Source organism: Sinorhizobium sp. RAC02 (genome assembly GCF_001713395.1).
GTDB lineage: Bacteria > Pseudomonadota > Alphaproteobacteria > Rhizobiales > Rhizobiaceae > Shinella.
In genome coordinates this window covers 2,764,531-2,788,766 of the sequence record NZ_CP016450.1, presented here as the reverse complement: position 1 = coordinate 2,788,766, position 24,236 = coordinate 2,764,531, and the positions used below count along the sequence as shown (strand labels likewise).

The window sequence follows — 24,236 nt, the reverse complement described above, 5'->3', positions numbered from 1 at the left end:
GTCCCGTCGCGGGATGCGTCAGTCACCAGCAGATTGTGACTTGTGGGGCAAGCGGAAACCGGACTGAGGAATTACTGTTCAACTCCTGCAACTCATAGCCCCGGTGTCTAACCGTGAAGAGGCCGATGGAAGTGTTGAATTGGACGGTTGTGCGTCTGCTACTTTGATCAGGAGAATCTACCGGGAACCCATGATGTTTGGCGGACTAATTATAATGCGAAGATCAATCCTCCCGCACTGCGAGCTCTCCAAACTCCTCGCCTTGACACGCCCGGCGAACTGTTGAATGACTGCGCCGTCGCGCTGCCTTGCGGGTATGATGTAATGGTAGCCTGTCAGCTTCCCAAGCTGAACGCGCGGGTTCGATTCCCGCTACCCGCTCCAGCCCGATTTGTCAGGGCCTTGTGCGACATCCAAGCCAATCGTTTTTCGGACGGTTTTCGGTGTGTTTTACACCTGCCGTTCGCGATCCTGTCTGCATTATCAAACGGTTTCGGGTGCAGGTGGGCGCTCCGGCACCGTTTGCGTGGGGCGGTGGGCCGTCTTGTTCCAGAAGAAGGGGTTGCTGCGCAATTCGCCAACGGCGCGCCAGGCTGCCCGGGAGACGAGCAGCCAGTAGACGGGTGTCATCGTCCAGCGCCAGCCGACTGCAGCCCGTTGCTGCGGCGTCATGCCTTTGCGGCCGAGCGCGATGAAGACGGCGTAACTTCCGAAAATGTTGACGATGTCGATCGCAAAGAGGGTCAGGTGAAGCGGCCCGACAGTGTAGGCCTGCTGGAAGGCAAGCTGCCAGGCGATGAGGCCGAGATAGCCGACGATGAGCGGGTGGGCCAGCGACGACAGAATAAGCCCGCCGATCAGCACCTGGAAGACGAGGCTCGGCCCGAGCCCCATGTCCTGCACCAGCTGCGCAGGTTGGCGCATCAGTACCAGCCAGGTTTGTAGCCAGCCCTTGAACCAGCGCGTGCGCTGGCCAAGCCAGGCCTGCATCGTGGTCGGGGCCTCCTCATAGGTCGGCCTGGTGATCGTGCCGCACCGATATCCCAGCCGATAGAGCCGCAGGCCCAGATCGGCATCCTCCGTGACATTGTAGGGATCCCACCCGCGGACCTGCTTTAGAACGCGGGTGCGAAAGTGGTTCGACGTGCCGCCAAGCGGCATGGGCAGGCGGGCGGCGGCCAGGCGCGGCAGTAGCACGCGGAACAGGCCGGCATATTCCAGGGCGAAGAGCGCGCTCAGCCAACTCTCGCGCGCATTGGTGATGACGAGGGGCGCCTGAAGACAGACGACATCCGGCGAGCCCGCCTCGAATGTGCGCCAGGCTTCTTCGAGTTGCAGGGGATCGATCCGATCCTCCGCATCGTAGATCACCAGGTATTCGCCGCGCGCCGCGCCAAGCGCATAGGACAGCGCTTTCGGCTTGGTGCGGGGCTGACCGGGCGGGACCTTGACCACTTCGTATTGCCGGCCGAGGCGGACGGCGGCAAGCGCATCGAGCGTTTCCTCGTCGTCGGCCTCGCAGATCAGTTTGATGTCGAGGCAAGTGACGGGCCATTCCAGCCGGTTCAGCGTGTCGATGAGTTGCGGGACAACGGCCGCTTCCCGATAGAGCGCGATGAAGACGGAGTAGACGGGGCGCCGAACCGCCGGGGGGCGGGGCAGCGGCCGGCTTCCGGCGCGTTCACCGGTGCGCATTGCCGCAAGGCGTATGGAAAACGAGGCGAAGAAGAAGCAGCTCAGCACGATATGCAGCAGGAGCAGCGTGATCTCCGGCGCGGCGATGGTTAGCACGGCCATGATCGATACCGCCGCTCCGGTATAAAAACCCTGCTGTCCCCACAATGTAATGCGGGCGCTGGCCTCGGGCATGCCGCGAAAAAGCTGGTCGACCGTTTCGCGAAGGCGCCGCGAACCGCCGGCCTCCCACAAGGCTGCACGAAGGGCGGTGGGCGTGGTGGCAGCCAGCATCGTGCGAAGGGCGGGAGAGAAATGCAAGCTTTCGCCCAGATAAGCGAGCCTTTCGGCGCTCGGCACGATCACCGTGAGGGGAGCCTGGGTAGGATGGCGGATCCTGATGATCGTCGGCTCGATCAACTGCGTGTCGGCGTCGGGGATATCCTCGATCTGCTCTGGGTCCAGTTGCGGCAGGAAGGGCAGGCCCAGGATTTCGGCAAGGGCTTCATAATATGTCGCCTCGCAAACCACACCGCTCGCGAGAAACTCTGCCTCGAGGGTCGTGCCATGCCGGCCCGCCTGAACCAGCATCGTCGAGATCAAGGTTTTGGAGAGGCCCAGCCTGCGGAAAAGACGGGCTTCCGACATCAGGCAAGCGGGAACGTGCAACTCGGCCTGCGGCGCCGGGCATGCCGGCGCAATGCCGATTGCAGTGGCGAAAGCGACGTCATCGGGATATTCTGCCAGTCGCATGCAGCCCCCGGTGCCGTTTGAACGGCAGCGCCCCATTGAAACCCCAAGTTGATTGTAATGGTGTATAGCGGAATTTCATCCTTTAAATTTCACTGGCTTGTTGCGCTTTGCCTGTTGATTGCGGTGGCCCCGCCTGGCGCTGCCGCGCAGGAACGGCCGTCGGTTGATCTGCCGATCCTCTTCGACACGCGCGAGCGCATTGCCCGCCCGGACCTTTCGGGGATCGTCCGCCTGCGCTTTTTGACCACCGTGGATTTCCCGCCCTTCAATTTCATCGACCAGACAGGCAAGCTCGCCGGCTTTCACGTCGATCTCATTCGCGAAATCTGCCGCGAACTTGCCCTGACGGACAAATGCCAGGTTCAGGCCGTGACCTTTCCGGAACTGGAGAAGGCGCTGGTGGACGGCAATGGCGAGGCGGTTGCTGCGGGCGTGGCCGTTACGGCAGAACTGCGCGAGCGTTTTGTCTTCTCCCGGCCGTTCATGCGCCTGCCCGCGCGCTTCGCCGTGGCAAGGAAAACGGCGCCAGCCGGGGAGAGCGCTGCGGCGTTGTATGGCAAGCGGGTGGGTGTCATCGCAGGCAGCGCGCACCAGGCGATGCTGGGCACGTTCTTCCCGCGCATCCAGCCGGAGGCGTTTCCCGACCGTGCGGCGCTGCTTGCGGCCTTGAAGGACGGCAAGGTGGATGGGGTGTTCGGCGATGGCCTGCAACTGGCCTTCTGGACGAACGGGACGGATTCCGCCGGCTGCTGCCGCCTCTTCGACGGTCCCTATCTGTCCGAGCTGTTTCTTGGCGAAGGGTTGGCCATCATGGTCCGCAAGGAGGACGCCGTGCTGGCCGAGGCGATTGATCACGCCCTGCTGGCTTTGTCGCGCAACGGCCGTTTGCAGGAAATCTATTTGCGGTATTTCCCGATCAACCTCTACGGCGGCTGAGTTGGAGCATTTCCAGCCTGTTACTGGCTCGCCCAGATGATACGGGCGATCCAGTCCACATCGTCCATATCGAAGTTGCGGTTGGGATGGTCCGGGTTCAGCGAGACGAGTTCGATGGTGCGCGGGCTTTGGCGGTGCAGCACCTTGGCCATGACCTCGCCCTCCCGGGTCTTCACCACGACGCGGTCGCCGCGTCGCACCTGCGCGCCGGGCTCGACGATCAAGACGTCGCCGTCGCGATAGAGCGGCATCATGCTGTCGCCCTGCACCTCAAGCGCATAGACACCCGCCTTGTGGGCCGGCGAGGCGGGAAACTCCACCACGTCCCAGCCCTGGCCGGCCGGAAAGCCGCCATCGTCGAAAAAGCCGCCGGCGCCTGCCTGGGCGAAGCCGAGCAGGGGAATGGTGCCGATCTGGGGAGGAAAACTGTCCTGCTGCAGGACGGCCTCGCGCACGGCATCGGTATAGGTGAAGAACTCGTCGATGGAGGCGCCCGTCGCGTCGAGCACCTTGGCGATCGATTCCGTCGAGGGCCAGCGCTGGCGGCCGTCCGCGCCCTGCCGCTTCGATTTGTTGAAGGATGTCGGATCAAGCCCGGCACGACGGGCAAGCCCGGACGGGGAGAGCCGGTTGCGTTCGGCAAGGGCGTCGATCGCGGCCCAGATCCGGTCATGGGAGAACATGTTGTGTAACCCTGCCAAGGCGGCGGACCGGCCAGTGCCGGTCCGATTGATCGGAAGCATAGCCAAGGACGGTTTGCGAGTAAAGAAAAAGGATTATTTTCCTGTGTCGTTTTTCGCCTGATTTTCGGCTGCGCGCCGCCGCGCCACGATGCTTTCGCGCCAGATGGTGAAGATGCCGGCGGCGACGACGATGGCGGAGCCCACAACCATGTTGATGTTCAGCGTTTCGCCGAAGATGCTGACGCCGATGATCGCCGCCAGCACGACCTGGAGATAGGTCAGCGGCTGGACGGCCGCCGCGTCGAGCAGGTCGTAGGCCCGGATCAGGAAATAGTGGCTCGACATGCCGGTGATGCAGAGCAGCCCCATCCAGAGCCAGTCGACAGGGGCAAGATTGGTCCAGAAGAAAGGTCCGACGAGGGAGATCGCCGCGGCACCCGCCACGCCGGTGTAGAAGAAGCTTGTTGAGGCCGTATCATCCCGGCTCACAAGGCGCGTTGCGATTACATAAAGCGCAAATATCAACGCGGATGCGAGCGGCAGCAGCACGGAGAGGTCGAAGTCGGTGCCGGCTGGGTTGAGGATGACCAGCACGCCACACAGGCCGACACCGATCGCCGTCCAGCGGCGCCAGCCGACGCGCTCGCCGAGCAGCGGCATTGACAGCAGCGCGACGAAGATCGGGCCCGATGCCAGGAGCGCCTGCGAATGGGCGAGGCCAACGGTGGTGAAGGCGGTGATGGTGATGACGATCTGGACGGCGAGAAGAATGCCTCGCAGGATTTGCAGGATCGGCCGCTTCGTCGCCGCCACGACTTTCAAACCACCCGGACTGCGTGCGCCCAACGCCACGGCGAAGGCGGCAAAAGCCCAGAAGCGCAGCATCGCGATAAAGACAGGCGGATAGGCACTGCCGAGATGTTTCGAAATGGCGTCCTGCAGGCTGAAGATCAGGATCGCAAGCAGGGTGAAGGCGTAGCCGAGTCGTTTGGAATCCATGGTCCGCGCATATACCCGTCCCGCCGTGCTTGCACGTGTAAACTTGCACGTCACCGGACTTTTCGTGGTGGTTTACGAGGCGTGACGCCGTGGGTGGGAAAAATTTCCTCCCCGTGATTTCCTACCACTTTCGCGGCGTCGAGCGGCGCGCTATCAAGGGTGAGGCGCGCCTTTGCCGCGCCGTCGAGGTTCATCCCGTGCAAAAGACTGTTTCTTCCGGCATTCTACTGACGTCGTTTGCCTATTTCCTGTTTTCCGTGCAGGACGCTTCCGTGAAATGGCTCGTGGTGGCCCTGCCGGTCTGGCAGATCCTTTTCGTGCGCAGCGTCACGATCTTTGCGCTCTGTTTCGCCTTTGGCGGGCGCCCGATTCTCACGGCTGCGCGCCACTCGCCCGTGCTGAAACCGCTTTTCCTGCGCAATCTCCTGCTGCTGGCGGCCTGGCTTTCCTACTATACGGCGGCGCGCGATCTCGGGCTCGCCGAGTTGACGACGCTCTACTATGCCTCGCCGATCGTCATGACGATCCTTTCCGTGCCGATCCTCGGCGAGAAGGTGCCGGGCTACCGCTGGCTTGCCGTCGCGACCGGCTTCGTCGGCGTCGTGGTCGCCTGCGGGGTCGCGGTGAAGGGGCTCGAACTGTCGCTGCCCGTCTATCTCGCCTTGCAGGCCGCCATCTTCTGGGCGATCGCGACGGTGCTTCTGCGCAAGACGGCCCTGCAGGAGCGCACGCAAGTGCAGATGACCATATCGAGCGGCCTGTTCGTCCTCTACACCGCCCTGGTCGTGCCCTTCGTCTGGCAGCCGATGTCCGGCCTTGACCTCGTGCTGATGGCTGGAACGGGCGTACTTGCCGGCATCGGCCAGTTTGCACTGTTCGAGGGCATGCGCCGCGCGCCGGTTTCCGTGCTGGCGCCCTTTGAGTACACCTCGCTCGTCTGGGCTTTCGCGCTCGGCTATCTCATCTGGAGCGACGTACCCGGCTCGAACGTCTTCGCCGGTGCGGTGCTGATCTTTTCCGCCGGTTTGATCATCATTGCCACTGAGCGGTTCGCGGGGCGTTTACGGGTTCGCACATGAGCGTTAAGGGGTGAAACAACCAAAAGATTCCCTGCTTTTCCGGCTTCGTCGGTTGCAAGCGGGCACTGTAACGATATTGTCGCCGTCCTGTAGACGGCGCTAACCGGGGGGTGGAATGCCGATATCGAACGCCGCATTCGTGCGCTCGACTATCATCCTGTTGATTGCAGGCATGATCTCGTTGCTCGGCATTGTCGGCACGTCGCTTTGGCTCGTCAGCAAGGTGCAGACCTATTTTGCCGAACTGATCGAGGTGCGCGAGGTTCGCAGCGCCGCGGCCGACCTGCTTTCGACCATCAAGGACGCCGAAACCGGCCAGCGCGGCTTCGTGATCACCGGCGAGGCGAATTTCCGAAAGCCTTACGATGATGCGCTGAAGGCCGTTACGGAGCGGCAGAGGTCGCTTGAAGAAAAAGCGTCGCGCTTCCCCCATTATGCCGAGCGCACGCCTGACATAAGGCGTCTCGTCTCGGAAAAGCTCGTCGAACTCGCCGAGACGGTCGAGGCGGTCGCGCAAGGCAACACGGCCGAAGCCGTGGCGCAGGTCAAGACGGACCGCGGCCGCCTTATCATGGATGAGCTGCGCACGCAGCTGGGTGACATCATGGCCGATGCGGACAGGCGCTTGCAGGAGGGCGTCATCGATACGCTGTGGTCCGCAGGCGCGCTGCAATGGACGACGGTCATCGGCGCCATTGCCATCATCGGCGTACTGGGTGGCGCTGCCGTCATTGTCGCCCAGTATACGCGCGACATCGTCGTCGCCCGCCGTGAAGTCGAGACGCTGAACGCCACGCTGGAAAAGCGCGTCGATGAGCGGACGGAGGAGCTGATCCGCGCCAACCAGGAAGTCCAGCGCTTCGCCTATATCGTCACCCACGACCTGCGCGCGCCCCTCGTCAACATCATGGGCTTTACCAGCGAGCTGCAAGCCTCGCTCTCTGCCATCCAGGGCTACGTGCTGGCCGACGAAAAGCCACCAAGCGTGGACGATATCCTCGAGGCGCGCCGGGCCGTTTCCGAGGATCTGCCGGAGGCGATCGGCTTCATCCGCTCCTCCACCAAGAAGATGGACGGGCTGATCAATGCCATCCTGAAGATTTCGCGTGACGGGCGACGCGAACTCAAGATCGAGCGCGTGGACATCAAGGCGCTCGTCGAGACGGGGGCTGCAGCGCTCACCCATCAGGTCAGCGAATCCGATGGCGAGATCACCATCGACGAAAAACTGCCAACCGTCATTTCCGACCGGCTGTCGCTCGAGCAGGTGTTCGGCAACCTGTTCGACAATGCCATCAAGTATCAAGCGCCGGATCGGCCGCTGCGCATTTCCGTCAAGGCGCGCAATGCGGGCCGGGCCGGCTTCTATATCGAGTTCACCGACAATGGCCGCGGCATCGCGCCGGAAGATCACGAGCGGGTCTTCGAACTGTTCCGCCGCTCCGGCACGCAGGACAGGCCCGGCGAAGGTATCGGCCTGGCGCATGTGCGTTCACTGATGCGCAATCTTGGCGGTGATATTGTCGTTAGATCCGAACTCGGGCAGGGGACGACCTTCGTGCTTCGTCTGCCGCCCGACCTCAGCAAAGTTGTCAGGAGTATGCAGGCATGAACGGACTGGGCAAGGAAGTCACAATCGTCATGATCGAGGACGATGAGGGCCATGCGCGCCTCATCGAGAAGAACATTCGCCGCGCCGGCGTGCACAACGAGGTCGTGCCCTTCACCAACGGCACCGAAGCGCTCGATTTCGTGCTCGGCAAGGATCGCTCGGGTCTTGCCAGTGCCGGCAGGTTCCTGCTGATCCTGCTCGATCTCAACCTGCCGGACATGTCGGGCATCGACATCCTGCAGAAGATCAAGACCAACACCCACACCAAGCGCCTGCCGGTCGTCATCCTGACGACGACGGACGACGAGCGGGAAATTCAGCGCTGCTACGATCTCGGCGCCAATGTCTACATCACCAAGCCGGTCGAATACGAAAGCTTTGCGCATGCGATCCGCCAGCTCGGCCTGTTCTTCTCCGTGATCCAGATTCCCGAGACGCAGTAAATGAAGGAAGGCCCCGTCCGCATCCTCTATATCGACGACGACCCGATTCTTGCCCGGCTCGCGGAGCGTGCGCTCGGCCGCCTCGGCTATGAGGTGTCGCATGCGGAGGATGTGGAACGCGGCCGCGCGCTTTTTGCCGAGGGCGGTTTCGACACGGTCGTGCTCGACCATTTCCTGAAATCCGGTACAGGCCTTGCCTTTCTTCGGGAGCTTGCCGATGCGCCGGGTGCCGTTCCGGTCGTCTATGTAACGGGCTCGAGCGATGCGCAGGTCGCCGTGGAGGCCCTGAAGGCCGGTGCGGCGGATTATGTCATCAAGTCCGTCGGCGACGACTTCATGCCGCTGCTCGCCAACGCGCTTGGCCAGGCGCTGGAGAATGCGGAACTGAAGCGTGCGAAGCTGAGGGCCGAGCAGGAAATCCGCACCGCCAAGGAGCGGGCCGAGGTGCTACTCGCCGAAGTGAACCACCGCGTCGGCAATTCGCTGGCGCTCGTCGCGGCCCTGATCCGGCTGCAGATGTCGAGCGCGTCCGACGAGGCGGTGAAGGAGGCGCTTGCCGAAACGCAGGCCCGCATCACCGCCATCGCCGGCATTCACCGCCGGCTCTACACGTCTGAGGATGTGCGCAATGTCGACATGGGCGCCTACCTCTCGACGCTGCTGTCCGAACTCGACACCTCGATGAAGAGCCAGGGCCGCAACGTGCGTCTCAACCGCATGCTGGAGCCGTTACATATTTCGACCGACCGCGCCGTCTCGCTGGGCGTGATCGTCACCGAGCTCGTCACCAATGCTTTCAAATATGCCTATGGCGAAACGGGTGGCGAGGTGCGCGTCGGCTTCACCCGGCTCGATGCGCAAAACGCGCTGCTCTTCGTCGAGGATGATGGCATCGGCTGGCGCGGCGAGGGGCCTGTGCGCGGCACCGGCCTTGGCACCAAGATCATCGGTGCGATGGCGGGCAGCCTCGGCGCAAAGCTGGAATATGCCAATCGCCCTGCCGGCACACGGGCGGAATTGCTGGTCCGCATGGGAGAGCCTTCCCGCGCGGCGTGAGTTTGTTTGCCCTGCAAGCAAAAGACCCGGATGCAGGGGACATCCGGGCCTTTGGGGAGGTCAGCGAACCGTCAGCTTACTTGCAGACCTTGATCCGCTTGATGATGACGTTGCCGTAGTAGTCGTAGGACTTCACCTTCTTGATGAAGCAGTAGGGCTCGTAGCCATAGCTGTAATAGCCGGCCTGCGAGGGCGCTGCGAAGGAAACCGCGGCGACGAGGGCAACGGTGGCGGAAACGATGAACTTGCGCATGGGGTCTCTCCTGATCTCTGGTTGGGGATGAGCCTCTCTCATCCAGTGACCGGACTTTCCCACATCGCCCCGCACCGCGTTGTTCCGCATGGAACAGGCACCGTTGACGCCCGGCGCGGCTGACCTAGCTAGAAGGCTTTAATCTTCAAGGGAGCGTCAGGCATGGAAACGCGGGAACTCCATCGCGGCCGCCTTATCGACCACATCCAACTCGTCGTGCACAATCTGGCCGCCAGCCGCCGCTTTTACGAAGCGGTCTTCGACGCGCTGAAAATTCCAATCGGCGGCACGGGCGAGGACTACTTCTGGGCGGACGAGCTGTTCATCTCCAGCATCGACAGCGAGGCGGCCGCCGGCAAGCTGACCGGGCGGCATCACCTGGCCTTTCAGGCAGGAGATCAAGCCATGGTGAAGGCGTTTTACGAGGCCGGCCTCTCCGCCGGCGGCAAGGACAATGGCGGACCGGGCGAGCGGCCATACCATCCAGGCTATTTCGCCGCCTTTCTGCTTGATCCCGACGGCAACAATATCGAGGCGGTCTATCACGGCGAGGCCAAACGCAGCGCGCCGTCCGTGAAGATCACTTTCTAGGCGTCGTCGAGCGCAACGGTTTTCAGCGGCTTGCCGCCATCGATGAAGAGCTGTCCGCCGGCCACCAGGGCTTTTGCGATCCGAGCCCGGGCACGCCGACCGGCCTCGGGATGGCGCCCGTCAAGCGCACCGACGCGGATGGCAACGGCAAGATCGAACGGCATCTCGCCGGGTTCGAGCACGAAATCCTCGGCGACGATACAGCGAAAAGCGAGGCGGCCGGAGGCGATTTCGGCGGACGATCTGGCAACGGCCTGCCGGATGGCTGTTTCGGAACGGTCGATCGCCAGGACGTGGCCGTCGCCGATGCGATGGGCGATCTCGTGGGCCATGGCGCCCGGGCCGCAGCCGATTTCGAGGATGCGCTGCCCCGGTTCAAGGGGCAGCGCATCGACGATGTCCAGGAGCCGCGGCGAGAGGTCCCGCGTCATGGTGTCGGGAAGGCGGCTCAGGCCGCCTTCTTCTCCTGCGGGGCGAAGCGGCCGTAGAAGGTCTCGCCCTTGGCGGCCATGTCCTTGAGCAGCGGCGTCGGCTGGAAGTGGCTGCCGTATTTGGCGGCGAGCTTTTCGCACAGCGCAACGAAGGTTTTGACACCCATCCCGTCGATATAGGACAGCGTGCCTCCGGTGTAGGGCGCGAAGCCGAAGCCGAGGATGGAGCCGACATCGGCCTCACGCGGATCGGTGACGATGCCCTCTTCCATGGTGCGGGCGGCTTCCAGCGCGATGGTGACGAGCAGGCGCTCCTTGATCACCTTGATGTCGACATCGTCAGCCTTCTGCTGCGGGTAGAGGTCCTTCAGGCCCGGCCACAGCTTCTTCTTGGCGGGCTTCGGCGGGTAGTCGTAAAAACCCTTGCCGGCCTTGCGGCCAAGGCGACCTTCGCCTTCCACCAGCTTGGTCACGAGCTCCATATGACGCGGATCGACGGAGTCCGGACCGAGGTCCGCTATGGAGGCCTTGAAGATCTTGTAGGACAGATCGACGGCGACCTCGTCGTTGAGCGACAGCGGCCCGACCGGCATGCCGGCCATCTTGGCGGCATTCTCGATCATTGCCGGCGGCACGCCCTCGATCAGCATGTCATAGGCTTCGGCCATGTAGCGGAAGACGCAGCGGTTGACGTAGAAGCCGCGCGTGTCGTTGACGACGATCGGCGTCTTCTTGATGGCGGCGACATAGTCGAGCGCGGTGGCAAGAGCCTTGTCGCCCGTCTCCTTGCCGAGAATGACTTCCACCAGCATCATTTTGTCGACCGGCGAGAAGAAGTGGATGCCGATAAACTGGTTCGGACGCTTGGAGTTTTTCGCAAGGCCGGTGATCGGCAGCGTTGAGGTGTTGGAGGCGAAGATGGCGTCTTCGCGCAGCACGGCCTCGATCTTCTCGGTGACCTCCTTCTTGACATTGCGGTCTTCGAAGACGGCCTCGATGACCAGGTCGGCATCGGCGAGGTTGGCATAATCCGGCGTCGGCGTGATCAGGGAGAGCAGTTTCTCGCCGTCCTCCTTCGACAGGCGGCCCTTGCCGATGGCGCCGGTGACGAGGCCCTCGGAATGGGCCTTGCCCTTGTCGGCCGCCTCCTGGTCGCGGTCGATGAGCACGACCGGAATGCCGGCAGCGGCGGTGACGTAGGCGATGGAAGCGCCCATGAAGCCGGCGCCGACAACGGCGACCTTCTTGATCTCCGACTTCGGCACACCGGCCGGGCGGCGCGCACCCTTGCCGAGCTCCTGCATGGAGATGAACAGTGACCGGATCATCGAGAAGGCTTCGGTCGTCTGGAGGATGTGCGTGAAGTAGCGCTGCTCGATCTTCAGGCCCGTCTCGAAGGGCACCTGAAGGCCTTCATAGACGCATTTGAGGATGGCGAGCGCGCCCGGATAATTGCCGGCGGTTTCGCGGCGCAGGATGGCGGGGGCAGCCGGCCAGAGCTGGGCGGAAGCGGGCGTCCAGATGCCGCCGCCGGGGGCCTTGAAACCCTTTTCGTCCCACGGCTGGACGGGCTTCAGGCCGTCCTTGATGAGCTGCTTGGCAGCCGGGATGAGCTGGTCGGGCTCGACCACCTGATGCAGGAGGTTCATTGCCTTGGCGCGCGCGGCCGTCAGCGACGAGCCGGTCGTCATCATCTGGAGGGCGTCCTGCGCATTGGCAAGGCGCGGCACGCGCTGGGTGCCGCCGGCGCCCGGGAAGATGCCGACCTTGACTTCCGGAAGCGCGATCTTGACGGACTTGGCATTCGAAGCGACGCGGCCGTGGCAGGCGAGCGACATTTCGAAGGCGCCGCCCATGCAGGTGCCGTTGATGGCGGAAACCCACGGCTTGCCGCAGGTTTCGAGCTTGCGGAACAGCCAGGTCATGCGGCCGGTGGCTTCAAACAGCTTTTCGACGGCGGTGGCCGGATCGGTCGCCTTCGCGTCCTTCAGGAGGTCGAAGCTCGCCTTGATCATGGAGAGATCGGCGCCGCCGGAGAAGGAGGATTTTCCAGACGTGATGACCACGCCCTTGACGGCGGCGTCTGCCACCACCTGGTCGATGATCTTGTACAGTTCGTCCATCACCTCGATGGTGAAGACGTTCATCGACTTGTCGGGCATGTCCCAGGTGACCAGCGCAATGCCGTCGGCGTCGGTCTCGATGGTGAAATTCTTGTATGCGCTCATGGTTTTCTCCCCCTCGGTAGAGAATGGGCTCAGTAGAGAATGGGTTCAATGTGCAGCGAGGCTTTGCCTCTGCCGCCGTACGCCTGTTTCGTCGTGTTGATCGCAATGAGCCGGCCGTCGCGCTCGAGGCGGATGGTGAAGCCCGGTGCGACCGCCTTGCGGAGCGCCGAGCGCTTCACCCGCATCGAAAAGCGGATGGAATGCCGGTTGCCCTTGCTGATGACCGTGGTCTGGGCGATGCGCCGTGCGGCAACATCCATGATGCCCTGCTCCTCCAGCCGGATCGTCAGCCGGCCGACCGGAACGGGACCGCTCGCCACATTGGTGACAGTGCCCGACAGGACGAAGCTGTCACCTGCCTCGGCGGAGGAGGCGATGAGGCCTGCCCCGATGAGGGTGAGGAAGCTGCGGCGGGTCGGGTTCGTCATGCTCAGGTCCTTTCGGTGATGAAGTTCTTGTCGCTCACGATGGGCTCCTCTTCCCAGAAAGTTTTCCTACCAGAGGTAGGCGATTGCGAGGCCGGATATGCCGATGAACAGGATGGTGAAGAGAAACGTGCCGCGGAGTTCTGCGCGCTGAATACGCATCTCTTCCTTGGTCTTGACCTTGGTAAAGGCCTCGTAGTCGTCCCTCATGTCCTTGTCGCGATAGTGATGTGCAAGTTCTTGCTGCACCCCAGGTCGCTCGGCCCTGTAAAGTTCCCGGTCCGGCCGCGCATCGCCCATCTCAGACCCGTTCGATGATCGTCGCTGTGCCCATGCCGGCGCCGATGCAGAGCGTGACGACGGCGGTGTTGAGGTCGCGGCGTTCCAGTTCGTCGAGCACCGTGCCGAGGATCATCGCACCCGTGGCGCCGAGCGGATGGCCCATGGCGATGGCGCCGCCGTTGACGTTAATCTTGTCGTGCGGGATGTCGAAGGCCTGCATGTAGCGCAGAACCACGGCGGCGAAGGCTTCGTTGAGCTCGAAGAGGTCGATGTCGGAAAGCGTCATGCCGGCGCGGGCGAGCAGCTTTTCCGTGACGTCGACCGGGCCGGTCAGCATGAGGGCCGGATCGGAACCAATATTGGCGAAAGCCTTGATGCGGCCGCGCGCCTTCTTGCCGAGGATGTTGCCACCCTCTTTCGAGCCGAGCAGCACGGCGGCAGCGCCATCGACGATGCCCGACGAATTGCCGGCGTGGTGGACGTAGTTGATGCCTTCGATTTCCGGATGGGCCTGGATGGCGACGGCTTCGAAGCCGCCCATCTCGCCGGGCATCTGGAAGGAGGGGTTGAGCGAGGCGAGCGCCTGCATGTCGGTGCCGGGGCGCATGTGCTCGTCATGGGCAAGGATCGTCAGGCCGTTGATGTCCTTCACCGGCACGACGGCGTTCTTGAAGTAGCCTTTCTCCCAGGCGTGCGCCGCCCGCTTCTGGCTCTCGACGGCATAGGCGTCGACGTCGTCGCGGGTAAACCCGTATTTGGTGGCGATGAGGTCGGCCGAGACGCCCTGCGGCATGAAATAGGCGGGGAAGTTGACCGAGGGGTCCATGAACCACGAGCCGCCCGACATGCCGAGGCCGACGCGGGACATGCTTTCAACACCGCCGGCGATCACGATATCATCAGCGCCCTGGGCGATCTTCGCCGCACCAAGGTTGACGGCGTCGAGGCCGGAGGCGCAGAAACGCGACAGCTGAATGCCCGGCGCCTTGGTCGAATAGCCGGCTTCGAAGGCGGCGGCCTTCGGGATGACAGAGCCCGCATCCATGACGGGATCGACGCAGCCCATCACGATATCGTCGACCTTGGCCGTATCGAGCCCGTTGCGGTCACGCACCGCTTCCAGAACCTTGGCGGCGAGACGGACGGACGGCACTTCGTGCAGCGAACCATCCTTCTTGCCGCGCCCGCGCGGGGTGCGCACATGATCGTAGATGAAGACGTCGGTCATTGATTTCTTCTCCCTAGCGGCGCGAAGCGCCTTAGAATTCGTGGCTCGCGGCTTGCGACTTTAGCCCCTCGCCCCGCAATGGGGGAGAGGGCGAAGCATCAGAATGCTTCGGCAGCCAGTTCCATCGTCGTGTCTGCGCCGGCCTCGATGCGGGTCTTGCGCAGCGTGGTTTCCGGCATCAGACGCTCCATGAAGAATCTTGCCGTGATCAGCTTGTTCTTCAGGAAATCCTTGTGCTCGCCAGCACCATTGGCAAGGCCTGCTTCGGCAGCCTTGGCGATCTTGGCCCACATGTAGCCGACGACGACGAGGCCGAAGAGGTGCATGTAGTCGGTCGAGCCGGCACCGGCATTGTCGGGCTTGGCCATGGCATTCTGCATGAACCACATGGTTCCGGCCTGCAGGTCGTTCAAGCCCTTCTTGAGGCTCTTTGTGAACGTTGCGAGCTTCTCGTCATTGCGATTCTCCTCGCAGAAATCGCCGATTTCCTTGAAGAGGGTCATGACGGCGCGGCCGCCGTTCATGCCGAGCTTGCGGCCGACGAGGTCGAGTGCCTGAATGCCGTTGGCGCCCTCGTAGATCATGGCGATGCGCGCATCGCGCACATACTGGCTCATGCCGTGTTCTTCGATATAGCCGTGGCCGCCGAAGACCTGCTGGGCCATGACGGCGTGGTCGAAGCCCTTGTCGGTGAGCACGCCCTTGAGGATCGGGGTCATCAGGCCGAGGATGTCGTCGGCGGCCTGGCGTTCCGCCTCGTCGGTGGAGCGGTGGGCGATGTCGGATTTCAGCGCGGTCCACAGCGTGAAGGCGCGGCCGCCCTCGGTCCAGGCCTTGATGGTCATCAGCGTGCGGCGGATGTCCGGGTGCACGATGAGAGGATCGGCCTTGCCATTGGGGTTCTTCACGCCGGAGAGCGAGCGGCCCTGCAGGCGTTCGCGGGCATAGCTCGCGGCGTTCTGGTAGGCGACTTCGGCAATCGACAGGCCTTGCAGGCCGACGCCGAGGCGGGCCTCGTTCATCATGACGAACATGGCGTTGAGGCCCTTGTTCTCCGCGCCGATGAGGAAGCCGGTCGCCTCGTCATAGTTCATGACGCAGGTGGCGTTGCCGTGGATGCCCATCTTGTGTTCGATCGCGCCGCAGGAGACGCCATTCTTGTCGCCCGGCGTGCCATCGTCCTTGAGCATGAACTTCGGCACGATGAAGAGTGAGATGCCCTTGGTGCCCTCAGGTGCGCCCTCGATGCGGGCAAGCACGAGGTGCACGATATTTTCCGACATGTCGTGGTCGCCGGCGGAGATGAAGATCTTCTGGCCGGAAATCTTGTAGGAGCCGTCGCCCTGCGGCACGGCCTTGGTGCGGAGCAGGCCGAGGTCGGTGCCGCAATGGGGCTCCGTCAGGTTCATCGTGCCGGTCCAGGTGCCTTCCACCATCTTCGGGAGATAGGCGGCCTTCTGCTCGTCGGAGCCGTGCACGAGGATCGCGGCGATCGCGCCCTGCGTCAGGCCCGGATACATGGTGAGCGCCATGTTGGCTGACGACATGTATTCGCCGACGGCGGTGTGCAGCACATAGGGCAGGCCCTGGCCGCCGAATTCTTCCGGAACGGCAAGACCCATCCAGCCGCCCTGGCGGTAGAGGTCGTAGGCCTCCTTGAAACCCTTGGGCGTCGTCACCGTGGCGTCGTCTTTGCGCACGCAACCTTCCTGGTCGCCCGAGAGATTGACCGGGAACAGCACTTCCTCGGCGACCTTTGCGGCCTCGCCGGCAATTGCCTCCACCATGTCTCCCGTCGCGTCGGCAAAGCCAGGCAGGTTGTTGTACCGCTCGAGCGCCAGAACGTCGTTCAGGATGAAAAGCGTGTCATTCACGGGGGCCTTGTAGATCGGCATTTTTCGCGTTCCTCACCTATCCCACGGACATGAGTCCGGTCCTTGGCGAGGGATACTATAAAACTTTGACGTTTGCGTAAACGTCAAAACGCAAAGAGCGGCGACTTTTTCATCGGAAGCGCGAAACGCGAGGGGGAGCGACGGGCGCCAGCGCGCCGGATGTACCTCCCATCAACGACGGCTGCTGTGCCGCAACCGGCCGTCTTCCCCTCCAAAGAGCACTCTATGAGTAAATCGTTAAAAAATTTCCGGGATAGTTAACCCCTTGTTTACCACGTTTCATGAATTGTGGCGCTTGAGGGCGTGGGATCGGGAATCATTCGTTTCCCTCTGTGAACCCCGGGCGGCAAGTCCGGATTTGACAGGGACGATACTGTTTCCAACTGCGCATGCGGTGTTTGACGGCGGCGACGAACCTCCCGCTGAAAATGGAATAAGGGCGCAGCCGGGCGGCAGTGCCTTCAAGGGTATCTCCCGGCAGCCGGACGGCCGCCAAAGTGAGGCAAAAGATGAACGGATAGCGAAACCCGCAACGCCCAGGCGAAAGATCCTCGCTGGATGCGCTCAATCGCACGATCGAAGGGCTCGAGGCCCGCATCGAGGGACTGATGGCAAACGGCCGCGACACGCGCGGACGGGGCGAGGAGCGTCTTGCACCGCGCGGTGAACCAGCGCGTTACGAACCCTCGCGCACCATTCCGCTACGCGAAGACCCGGTCTCCGAAATCATGCAGCGCCAGCGCGCCATCGAAGGCGGCCGCGAGCGTGTCGCCCAGCGTGTCGAGCGCCGCCCGGTTTCCGGCGACCACTACGCTGCAGCCCAGCAGGCCCATGCCGCCTATGGTAGCCACCAGACCGCCGCGCCCGCCCGCGCTGAAGGCTCTGTCGAGGACATCGCCAAGGCGCTCGTTTCGCTGCGCCAGGACCTGAAGAAGGACATTGCCGACGGCCTTGAGCGCGAGATGCAGTCACTGCGCTCGGAAATCCGCGGCATCCGCCAGAGTGCCGAAGGCCGTGGCAACAATGACGACCTGCGCGAGGAGCTGCTCAGGCTCTCCACCGGCATCAACCAGCTCGGCCGCCAGTCGGGCCAGACGGAAGGGCTGCGCGTCGAATTCGACGAACTGCGCTCCGTGCTCGACGGGCTTGCCCGCGAGGATTCCGTGCGCCGCATGGAAGATCGCTGGACCGGCGTCGAAAAGAAGCTCTCGGCCTTCGACCAGACCCGCGACGACGAACTGGTGGCGCTTGCCTATCGGCTCGATGAACTGAAGAACCAGATCGGCGCGGTCAGCGCCACTCCGGCGATCCATGCGCTGGAAGGCAAGATGGAGACCATCGCCCGCGCCATCGACATGCTGGCGCGCCAGGCCAAGCCGGACGACGGCCGTTTCGCCTCCGCCGTCACGACGCAGTTCGAGGGGCTGGATATGCGCCTCGACGAGATCAGCCGCGCGATTGCCGCCGCAGGCCGCATGCAGCAGTCGTCGGTTACCGACAATCCGATGATGCAGCGCCTCGAAAGCCGCATCGCCGACCTCGCCAGCCAGCTCGACGTGATGGCGCACCGCCCGGCGCCCGTGCAGGAACAGGGCCTTGGCCTGCGCCTGGATGCGCTCGCCGGCCGTATCGAGGAACTGTCGAACGAGCGTGCAGCGTTGCGTCTCGAAGAGCGCATCGAGCAGCTTTCGCTGATGCTGGAACAGAGCCAGCAAGCTGCCCCGGTTCGCGAGAACGAAGACCTCGCCTTCTATCTCTCCGACATTTCCCGCAAGATCGACGCGCTCGACCAGGGCAGCGTCAACGACCTGCTGGCCGAGCGCCTGGACGCACTCGCCCGCCGCATCGATGGCCTCGATACGCCCGTCGGCACGCCATTCCAGGAAGACCGCTTCTCGCATATCGAAGGCCGGCTCTCGGCAATCGCCGACCGGCTGGATGCGACCCGCGTCGCCCCCGTCGGCGATCATGAAGCGCTGCGTGGCCTCGAAGCACAGATCGCGCATCTCTCCACGCTGATCAGCACGCCGTCTTCCACGGTCGCAGCCATGCCCGCCGAGGTCGAGAACCGTCTTGCGACGATCGAGGACTATATGGCGACCAACGACGAATATATCGTCGAGGCCGCCCGCCAGGCCGCGGAAGCGGTTATGGAAGCCTACCGCCATGCCGGCCCCGCGGCCTCCGCTTCGACCGACATGGACGCGATCGCCGGCCTTGCCGACGACCTGCGCGCTCTGGAAGAGCTGACCCGGTCGAGCGAGGACCGCACCGCCCGCACGTTCGATGCACTGCACGACACGCTGGTGCAGATCGCCAGCCGCCTGGAACAGCTCGACGCGCCGCGCGAAACCTTCGGCCGCCGCGAGGCCATCCAACCCCGTGCAGAAATGCCGCGCGCCGAAATGCCGGCCATGGATTTCGGCCGCGACGACGAGCGCGCCTCCAACCCATACGGTAACGACTACCCTTTTGACGATGACGGCTTCGGCACGCGCGAGATCCGCCAGGCCGAAGTCGAGGAGCCGCGCGAGGAAAGCCGCTACGCCGAGATCGAGGTCGAGAACATCCCGGTTCCCGAGCGTGCCGCGCCGGCCGAGGAAATCGCGGGACAGGCTGTTGTGCCGACCGGTGACGAGACGGCAAACGTGCAGCCCAAGGTCGGCCTGCTGGCCGGCTTGAAGCGCCGCCTCGTGCCGGGTCGCAAGGACGCCACGGTGCCGACCGAGCGCCGACAGATCGATCCGACGCCGTCGATCGACCCCACTGACGAGCTGGCGCCTGAAGAAGCCAACCAGCTGCTGGAGCCGGGCTCCGGCGTGCCCGACGTCCGCCGTATCCTGGAGCGCGTGCGCGCCGGCCAGGCTTCGGGCAACCGCCCGGCAACCGGCGTCGACGGCGACAAGGCGGCCCAGCAGATCGCGGCCGCCCGCCGTGCCGCTAAGGTTGCCGCCGAGGAAACCGACGCGATCTCCCGCGTTGCCCCGGCCAAGAAGGACGATAAGGTGGCAAAGGGCGAAAAGCCGGCCTCCGCCCTGTCGCGTCACCGCCGTCCGATCCTGCTTGCCGTCGGCGCCGTGCTTTTGGCGATCATGTCCTATCCGCTGGTCAGCACGCTGGTGACGGGTGACGAGGCACCGGTCGTCGTTGAGCAGACCGCGATCAATACGAACGAGGCCGCACCGGTCGAAACCACGACGGGCTCGGGCGAAGCCGTGACGGCCAACACCGCCGCTGCACCTGTTGTGGGCAATGAGGCGGTGACCGATCCGGCACCTGTCGAGAGCGCCGACGAGCGCGGCCTTGCTGGCAACGAGATGGAGCAAAGCGCTGACACGGACCCCGTTATCGAGACCCCGCCGACGCACACCTCCGCGACCGGCTCTGATGCGCTGACGGCTCCGGCCACGACCGACGACAATGCGACCGCAGGCTTCGAGCCGGTCACCACGCCGGAAGCCGAGCCGCTTACGGACGCCAAGGACACCAGCGCTGCTACGGAGACCGCGCCGGTCGACCAGACCCAGACGGCGGCGATCGTCGTTCCCGACGTCATCACCCCGGCCTCGCTCTCCAAGGCGGCGACGGAGGGCGACCCGCTGGCGCTGTTCGAAATCGGCGCGCGCTACACGGACGGCCGTGGCGTTGCCACGGATCTCGCGGAAGCCGCCCGCTGGTACGAGCTTTCCGCCGCTCGCGGCTTTGCGCCGGCTGAATACCGCCTTGCCAACCTCTATGAAAAGGGCCAGGGCATCGAGCGCGACCTTGCCCGCGCTCGTGAACTGTACGAAGTCGCCGCCAACAAGGGCAATGCGAGCGCCATGCACAACCTCGCGGTTCTGCTCGCGACCGGCATCGGCACGGCGCAGCCCGACTTCGACGGCGCGGCAAAGTGGTTCCAGAAGGCATCCGAGTTCGGTGTGCGCGACAGCCAGTTCAACCTTGCCATCCTCTATGCACGTGGCAACGGCGTGAAGCAGGACCTGGAAGAATCCTACAAGTGGTTCGCCATCGCCGCCCGCGACGGCGACAAGGACGCGGCCGAGAAGCGCGACGAGGTGGCGAACGCCATGCGTCCGGAACAGCTGACGAGCGCCAAGGCGAAGATGGAACTGTGGAAGCCGCAGCCGCTCGACGAAAAGACCAATTCCGCCGACCTGCCGGACGAATGGGTCGGCAAGCCGACGAAGACCGCCAGCGTCGACATGAAGAAGGCGATCCGCAACATCCAGGCGATCCTCAACAACAATGGCTTCAATGCCGGCACGCCGGATGGCGCGATGGGAAAGAAGACGGTTGCCGCGATCAAGTCCTTCCAGAAGTCGGTCGGCCAGAAGGAAACCGGCGAGATCGACGATGCGCTGGTGACGGAATTGCTGAAGCGCAACAAGCAGCCGAGCTGATCGGTCACATGCCGGGAACCCGCGCAAGCGGGTTCTCCGGTTGACTTGACCATACCCTCACGGGCATGACGCTCACCACAGCACCGCGCGTCGTTAATGATGCGCAAAGGTCGCTGTGGCATTTTGTATGCGCTGCACGTCTTATCCTTAAATCGGCCCTGATTTCAGGAATTATGCAGTAGAAAAATTATGTGTCGCTCCAAGATGATACGCGTCCGTCAGACGTCTTATCCTAGAGGGCGGCAACGGCACGCCGCATTGGCTGCGCCGACAGGACCGATCCTTGCGCGATGCAAGGCGCGACCGGCCGATGGAGGGGGCCTCCCTTCCCGCGGCGCGGCGCTTCCGTGCATCCGCAGCTTGCCGATGGCGTGTCTCGTCGGGAGGTAACGAAGGTGAATGCGACTGCGAGAATAAGCCCGCTCGTGCGGGGAAAATTGCCGATCGGGGTATCGTTGTGACTGTTTATCTGCCCATCGCAGAGCTCTCGGTGAATATCTTCATTATTCTCGGCATGGGCGCGGCCGTCGGTTTTCTGTCCGGCATGTTCGGCGTCGGCGGCGGCTTCCTGATCACGCCGCTGCTGATCTTCTACAACATCCCCCCAATCGTCGCGGTTGCGACCGGCGCCAACCAGGTCGTCGCCTCGTCGGTATCCGGCGCGCTCTCGCATTTCCGGCGCGGCACGCTCGACATCAAGCTCGGCACGGTGCTGCTTGCCGGTGGTCTTGCGGGTGCGACCGTCGGCATATGGATCTTCGCGGCCCTGCGCAGCGTCGGCCAGCTCGACCTCGTCATCTCGCTGCTCTACGTCGTGCTGCTCGGCACCGTCGGCACACTGATGCTGCTCGAAAGCATCCGGGCGCTGCGCCGCGCGGCCACCAATCAGCCGGTCTCGCTGCGCCGCCCCGGCCAGCACAGCTGGGTACACCGCCTGCCGCTGAAGATGCGTTTCAAGAAGTCGAAGATCTATCTCAGCGTCATTCCGGTGATCGGGCTCGGCTTCGGCATCGGCATCCTCACCTCCATCATGGGTGTCGGCGGCGGCTTCATCATGGTGCCGGCGATGATCTATCTGCTGCGCATCCCGACCAATGTCGTCGTCGGCACCTCGCTGTTCCAGATCATCTTCGTCACCGCCTACACGACGATCGTGCAGGCGACGACGAACTATTCGGTCGATATCGTTCTGGCCTTCATCCTGATGGTGGCGGGCGTGATCGGCGCGCAATATGGCGTGCGGGTCGGCCAGAGGCTGCGCGGCGAACAGCTGCGCGCGCTGCTGGCGCTGCTGGTTCTGGCCGTCGGCGCCCGTCTGGCGGTCGATCTCGTCGTCACCCCGCGGGATCTCTACTCCGTCGTCAGCGAGGGGGTCTATCGATGAGAGCGATAGCAGCCCTCCTGCTGGCGCTTGGTCTTGCTTTTCCCGCCGCCGCGCAGGTGCTGGAAGACAGGCCGGTGGAGTTTCCCGAAAAGCTCGAGATCGGCATTTCGACGGACGAGATCGCGATTTCCTCGGATTTCCGCGGTGCCGACCTGACGATCTTCGGGGCGATCGAAAACTATGATCCCGCCCTGCTGGCTCAAGGCAAGTACGACATCGTCGTGGCGCTCGAAGGGCCGAAGGACAACAATACGGTGCGCGTGAAGGAGCGCATCTTCGGCATCTGGGTCAACCGCCGCTCGATGACCTTCGAGCTGGTACCGGAATCCTATTCGCTGTCGAGCACGCGCGATGTCGAGACGATCGCCGAGCCCGCTATGCTGAACGGCGTCGGTGTCGGCATCCAGCATATCCGCCTGTCGCCCGTCGGCTATCTCGGCGACGGCAGCAACCTCACCGAGTTCCGTGACGCGTTCCGGCGGCTGAAGGAGAGCGGCGGGTTCTACCAGAAGGATCCGGGTGGCGTGCAGTTCATCAGCGCCAGTCTGTTCAAGGCGACGGTGCGGCTGCCGGCGAGCGTGCCGAACGGCACCCATGTCGTGCGTGCGCATCTCTTCCGTGATGGCGTGTTCATCGCCGAGAAGGCGCTGCCCCTGCGCGTGATGAAGACCGGCATCGAGCAGATGATCTCCAATGCCGCTTACAACAATTCGCTCGCCTATGGCGCCTTTTCCGTCTTTCTCGCCCTTCTTACAGGCTGGCTCGCCAGCGTCGTCTACCGCAAGGATTGAGGTCAGGAACGGTAGACGAGCACCGGGATGGTCGAGTGGCTGAGCACCTTGGTGGTGACGCTGCCCATCAGGAAGGCGCCGATGCCCCGCCGGCCGTGCGAGGCCATGGCGATGAGGTCGCAGCCGCGCTCCGTGGCCGTATCGATGATCGCCTGCCAGGCATCACCCGCCGTCACCTGCACCGTCGCCGCCGAAACGCCCACTGTAACGGCCCTGTCTTCCGCCGAGCCAAGAATGCGCAGGCCCTCCTGGCGCACCTGTTCCTCGTATTCCGCCCGCACGTTGATCACCTTGTCGGGCGTAATCGGCAGGATGTGCAGCGGCTCGGCCACCGTCATGACCGACACTTTCGCACCAAGCGCCTTGGCAAGCTGAAGCGCCTGCTCGACGGCGGCCGAGGACAGTTCCGAACCGTCCGTCGGAACGAGAATATGCTTGTACATGACGCGATCTCCTTTTTGCCCAATCTAGGGTGCGAACCGGCTGTGGCCTTGATGGAAATCAACAGGCCGGCATCCGTCAAGCCGGCGCTGTCGATTTGACGCTGCGCGCGACCGTCGCCGCGTAGGCGGCCTGCAATTCTCCGAAGACCGAGCGGGCCGGCGGCGGGCTGCCCATATGGATGGCACGCAGCTCCTCCATGAAGGCGTCCCACATCTCCGGGCCGCCATCCTCCAGCAGCTCCGCGCGGATCGACAGGTCCTCCGTCACCGACAGGAAGCGCCGGCCCCAGGCGCCCATCATGGCGAAGACCGGCACCAGCGCGATGCCCATTTCGGTGAGGCTGTAGAGCGCCTTCTGCTTGTGGCTCGGATCGTCTGCCTTGCTGATCAGGCCTTCATCGACAAGACGGCGGAGTCGGTCCGCGAGAATGTTCGAAGCAATACCTTCTTCCGATTTCGTCAGCAGTTCGCGAAAATGCCGGCGGTTGCCGAACATCATGTCGCGCAGAATGATCAGGCTCCAGCGGTCGCCGAGGATTTCAAGTGTCAGGTTGATCGGGCAGCCGGAACGATGGGTGTCTTTCATCAGGATCTCCAAAACTGCTTGCAGAGTACAATCGGTTTTGCTATCTATCAACCAGTTGCAA

22 protein-coding genes and 1 tRNA gene are annotated in these 24,236 nt (G+C 63.6%); 10 read left to right on the top strand and 13 right to left on the bottom strand.

From position 1 onward, the window contains the following. Positions 1 to 310: 310 nt before the first annotated feature. A tRNA-Gly gene (locus tag BSY16_RS13400) sits at positions 311 to 384 on the top strand. 99 nt (positions 385 to 483) lie between these two features. Here the strand turns inward: BSY16_RS13400 and BSY16_RS13395 are convergent. Both BSY16_RS13395 and BSY16_RS32740 read right to left on the bottom strand, forming a co-directional pair. Continuing rightward, positions 484 to 2,427 carry a glycosyltransferase family 2 protein gene (locus BSY16_RS13395; RefSeq protein WP_069060121.1) on the bottom strand — a complete coding sequence of 648 codons (1,944 nt, stop codon included), beginning with the start codon at positions 2,425 to 2,427 and terminating at the stop codon, positions 484 to 486. A 75-nt stretch (positions 2,428 to 2,502) separates the two neighbouring features. Then, on the bottom strand, positions 2,503 to 2,733 hold the full coding sequence (locus BSY16_RS32740; RefSeq protein ID WP_286157241.1) for a hypothetical protein: 231 nt from the start codon (positions 2,731 to 2,733) through the stop codon (positions 2,503 to 2,505). Here BSY16_RS32740 and BSY16_RS13390 point away from each other — a divergent pair. After that, the gene (locus tag BSY16_RS13390; RefSeq protein ID WP_286157223.1) at positions 2,626 to 3,363 is read left to right on the top strand and encodes a transporter substrate-binding domain-containing protein; all 738 of its coding nucleotides are present in this window, start codon (positions 2,626 to 2,628) and stop codon (positions 3,361 to 3,363) included. The genes BSY16_RS32740 and BSY16_RS13390 overlap by 108 nt on opposite strands. Positions 3,364 to 3,383: 20 nt before the next feature. On the opposite strand, the gene BSY16_RS13385 is transcribed toward BSY16_RS13390, so the two are convergent. Then, positions 3,384 to 4,046 carry a S24 family peptidase gene (locus BSY16_RS13385; RefSeq protein ID WP_069060119.1) on the bottom strand — a complete coding sequence of 221 codons (663 nt, stop codon included), beginning with the start codon at positions 4,044 to 4,046 and terminating at the stop codon, positions 3,384 to 3,386. A 93-nt stretch (positions 4,047 to 4,139) separates the two neighbouring features. Beyond that, a complete protein-coding gene (locus BSY16_RS13380; RefSeq protein ID WP_069060118.1) occupies positions 4,140 to 5,045 on the bottom strand; it encodes a DMT family transporter in 906 nt (301 codons plus the stop codon). Between the two features lie 113 nt (positions 5,046 to 5,158). Here BSY16_RS13380 and BSY16_RS13375 point away from each other — a divergent pair, with 113 nt between their 5' ends. The 4 genes from BSY16_RS13375 (at position 5,159) to BSY16_RS13360 (ending at position 9,235) form a co-directional block, all read left to right on the top strand. Further along, positions 5,159 to 6,124 carry a DMT family transporter gene (locus BSY16_RS13375; RefSeq protein ID WP_353652366.1) on the top strand — a complete coding sequence of 322 codons (966 nt, stop codon included), beginning with the start codon at positions 5,159 to 5,161 and terminating at the stop codon, positions 6,122 to 6,124. Positions 6,125 to 6,239: 115 nt separating this feature from the next. Continuing rightward, complete coding sequence (locus BSY16_RS13370) at positions 6,240 to 7,736, top strand: sensor histidine kinase (protein ID WP_069060117.1); 1,497 nt, start codon at positions 6,240 to 6,242, stop codon at positions 7,734 to 7,736. Then, positions 7,733 to 8,179 carry a response regulator gene (locus BSY16_RS13365; protein WP_069060116.1) on the top strand — a complete coding sequence of 149 codons (447 nt, stop codon included), beginning with the start codon at positions 7,733 to 7,735 and terminating at the stop codon, positions 8,177 to 8,179. The genes BSY16_RS13370 and BSY16_RS13365 overlap by 4 nt, the downstream gene beginning before the upstream one ends. Then, the gene (locus tag BSY16_RS13360) at positions 8,180 to 9,235 is read left to right on the top strand and encodes a sensor histidine kinase (RefSeq protein ID WP_069060115.1); all 1,056 of its coding nucleotides are present in this window, start codon (positions 8,180 to 8,182) and stop codon (positions 9,233 to 9,235) included. A gap of 76 nt (positions 9,236 to 9,311) precedes the next feature. On the opposite strand, the gene BSY16_RS32440 is transcribed toward BSY16_RS13360, so the two are convergent. Next, a complete protein-coding gene (locus BSY16_RS32440) occupies positions 9,312 to 9,488 on the bottom strand; it encodes a hypothetical protein (RefSeq protein WP_171902416.1) in 177 nt (58 codons plus the stop codon). 162 nt (positions 9,489 to 9,650) lie between these two features. On the opposite strand from BSY16_RS32440, the gene BSY16_RS13355 reads away from it, so the two are divergent. After that, positions 9,651 to 10,079 carry a VOC family protein gene (locus tag BSY16_RS13355; protein WP_069060114.1) on the top strand — a complete coding sequence of 143 codons (429 nt, stop codon included), beginning with the start codon at positions 9,651 to 9,653 and terminating at the stop codon, positions 10,077 to 10,079. Here the strand turns inward: BSY16_RS13355 and BSY16_RS13350 are convergent. From BSY16_RS13350 to BSY16_RS13325, 6 genes are all read right to left on the bottom strand, one after another. Beyond that, a complete protein-coding gene (locus BSY16_RS13350) occupies positions 10,076 to 10,510 on the bottom strand; it encodes an SAM-dependent methyltransferase (RefSeq protein ID WP_069060113.1) in 435 nt (144 codons plus the stop codon). The genes BSY16_RS13355 and BSY16_RS13350 overlap by 4 nt on opposite strands. 17 nt (positions 10,511 to 10,527) lie before the next feature. Then, positions 10,528 to 12,738 carry an FAD-dependent oxidoreductase gene (locus tag BSY16_RS13345; RefSeq protein WP_069060112.1) on the bottom strand — a complete coding sequence of 737 codons (2,211 nt, stop codon included), beginning with the start codon at positions 12,736 to 12,738 and terminating at the stop codon, positions 10,528 to 10,530. Positions 12,739 to 12,767: 29 nt separating this feature from the next. Further along, positions 12,768 to 13,166 carry a YbaY family lipoprotein gene (locus BSY16_RS13340; RefSeq protein WP_069060111.1) on the bottom strand — a complete coding sequence of 133 codons (399 nt, stop codon included), beginning with the start codon at positions 13,164 to 13,166 and terminating at the stop codon, positions 12,768 to 12,770. Between the two features lie 66 nt (positions 13,167 to 13,232). Beyond that, positions 13,233 to 13,412: a hypothetical protein gene (locus BSY16_RS13335; protein WP_150129959.1), complete on the bottom strand. Its 180-nt coding sequence runs from the start codon at positions 13,410 to 13,412 to the stop codon at positions 13,233 to 13,235. A gap of 52 nt (positions 13,413 to 13,464) precedes the next feature. After that, a complete protein-coding gene (locus tag BSY16_RS13330) occupies positions 13,465 to 14,673 on the bottom strand; it encodes an acetyl-CoA C-acetyltransferase (RefSeq protein ID WP_069060109.1) in 1,209 nt (402 codons plus the stop codon). Positions 14,674 to 14,771: 98 nt separating this feature from the next. Next, positions 14,772 to 16,568: an acyl-CoA dehydrogenase C-terminal domain-containing protein gene (locus BSY16_RS13325; RefSeq protein WP_069060108.1), complete on the bottom strand. Its 1,797-nt coding sequence runs from the start codon at positions 16,566 to 16,568 to the stop codon at positions 14,772 to 14,774. A gap of 608 nt (positions 16,569 to 17,176) precedes the next feature. On the opposite strand from BSY16_RS13325, the gene BSY16_RS13320 reads away from it, so the two are divergent. From BSY16_RS13320 to BSY16_RS13310, 3 genes are all read left to right on the top strand, one after another. Next, positions 17,177 to 20,971 (top strand): peptidoglycan-binding protein, encoded by a 3,795-nt coding sequence (locus BSY16_RS13320; protein WP_150129958.1) that lies wholly within the window; start codon positions 17,177 to 17,179, stop codon positions 20,969 to 20,971. Positions 20,972 to 21,428: 457 nt separating this feature from the next. After that, positions 21,429 to 22,355, top strand: coding sequence for a sulfite exporter TauE/SafE family protein (locus BSY16_RS13315; RefSeq protein ID WP_069060107.1), 927 nt, complete (start codon positions 21,429 to 21,431; stop codon positions 22,353 to 22,355). Continuing rightward, complete coding sequence (locus BSY16_RS13310) at positions 22,352 to 23,146, top strand: TIGR02186 family protein (RefSeq protein ID WP_069060106.1); 795 nt, start codon at positions 22,352 to 22,354, stop codon at positions 23,144 to 23,146. The genes BSY16_RS13315 and BSY16_RS13310 overlap by 4 nt, the downstream gene beginning before the upstream one ends. Positions 23,147 to 23,148: 2 nt before the next feature. Here the strand turns inward: BSY16_RS13310 and BSY16_RS13305 are convergent, their stop codons facing one another. Both BSY16_RS13305 and BSY16_RS13300 read right to left on the bottom strand, forming a co-directional pair. After that, a complete protein-coding gene (locus tag BSY16_RS13305; RefSeq protein ID WP_069060105.1) occupies positions 23,149 to 23,589 on the bottom strand; it encodes a universal stress protein in 441 nt (146 codons plus the stop codon). A gap of 76 nt (positions 23,590 to 23,665) precedes the next feature. After that, a complete protein-coding gene (locus tag BSY16_RS13300; RefSeq protein WP_069060104.1) occupies positions 23,666 to 24,175 on the bottom strand; it encodes a winged helix-turn-helix transcriptional regulator in 510 nt (169 codons plus the stop codon). Positions 24,176 to 24,236: the final 61 nt, after the last annotated feature.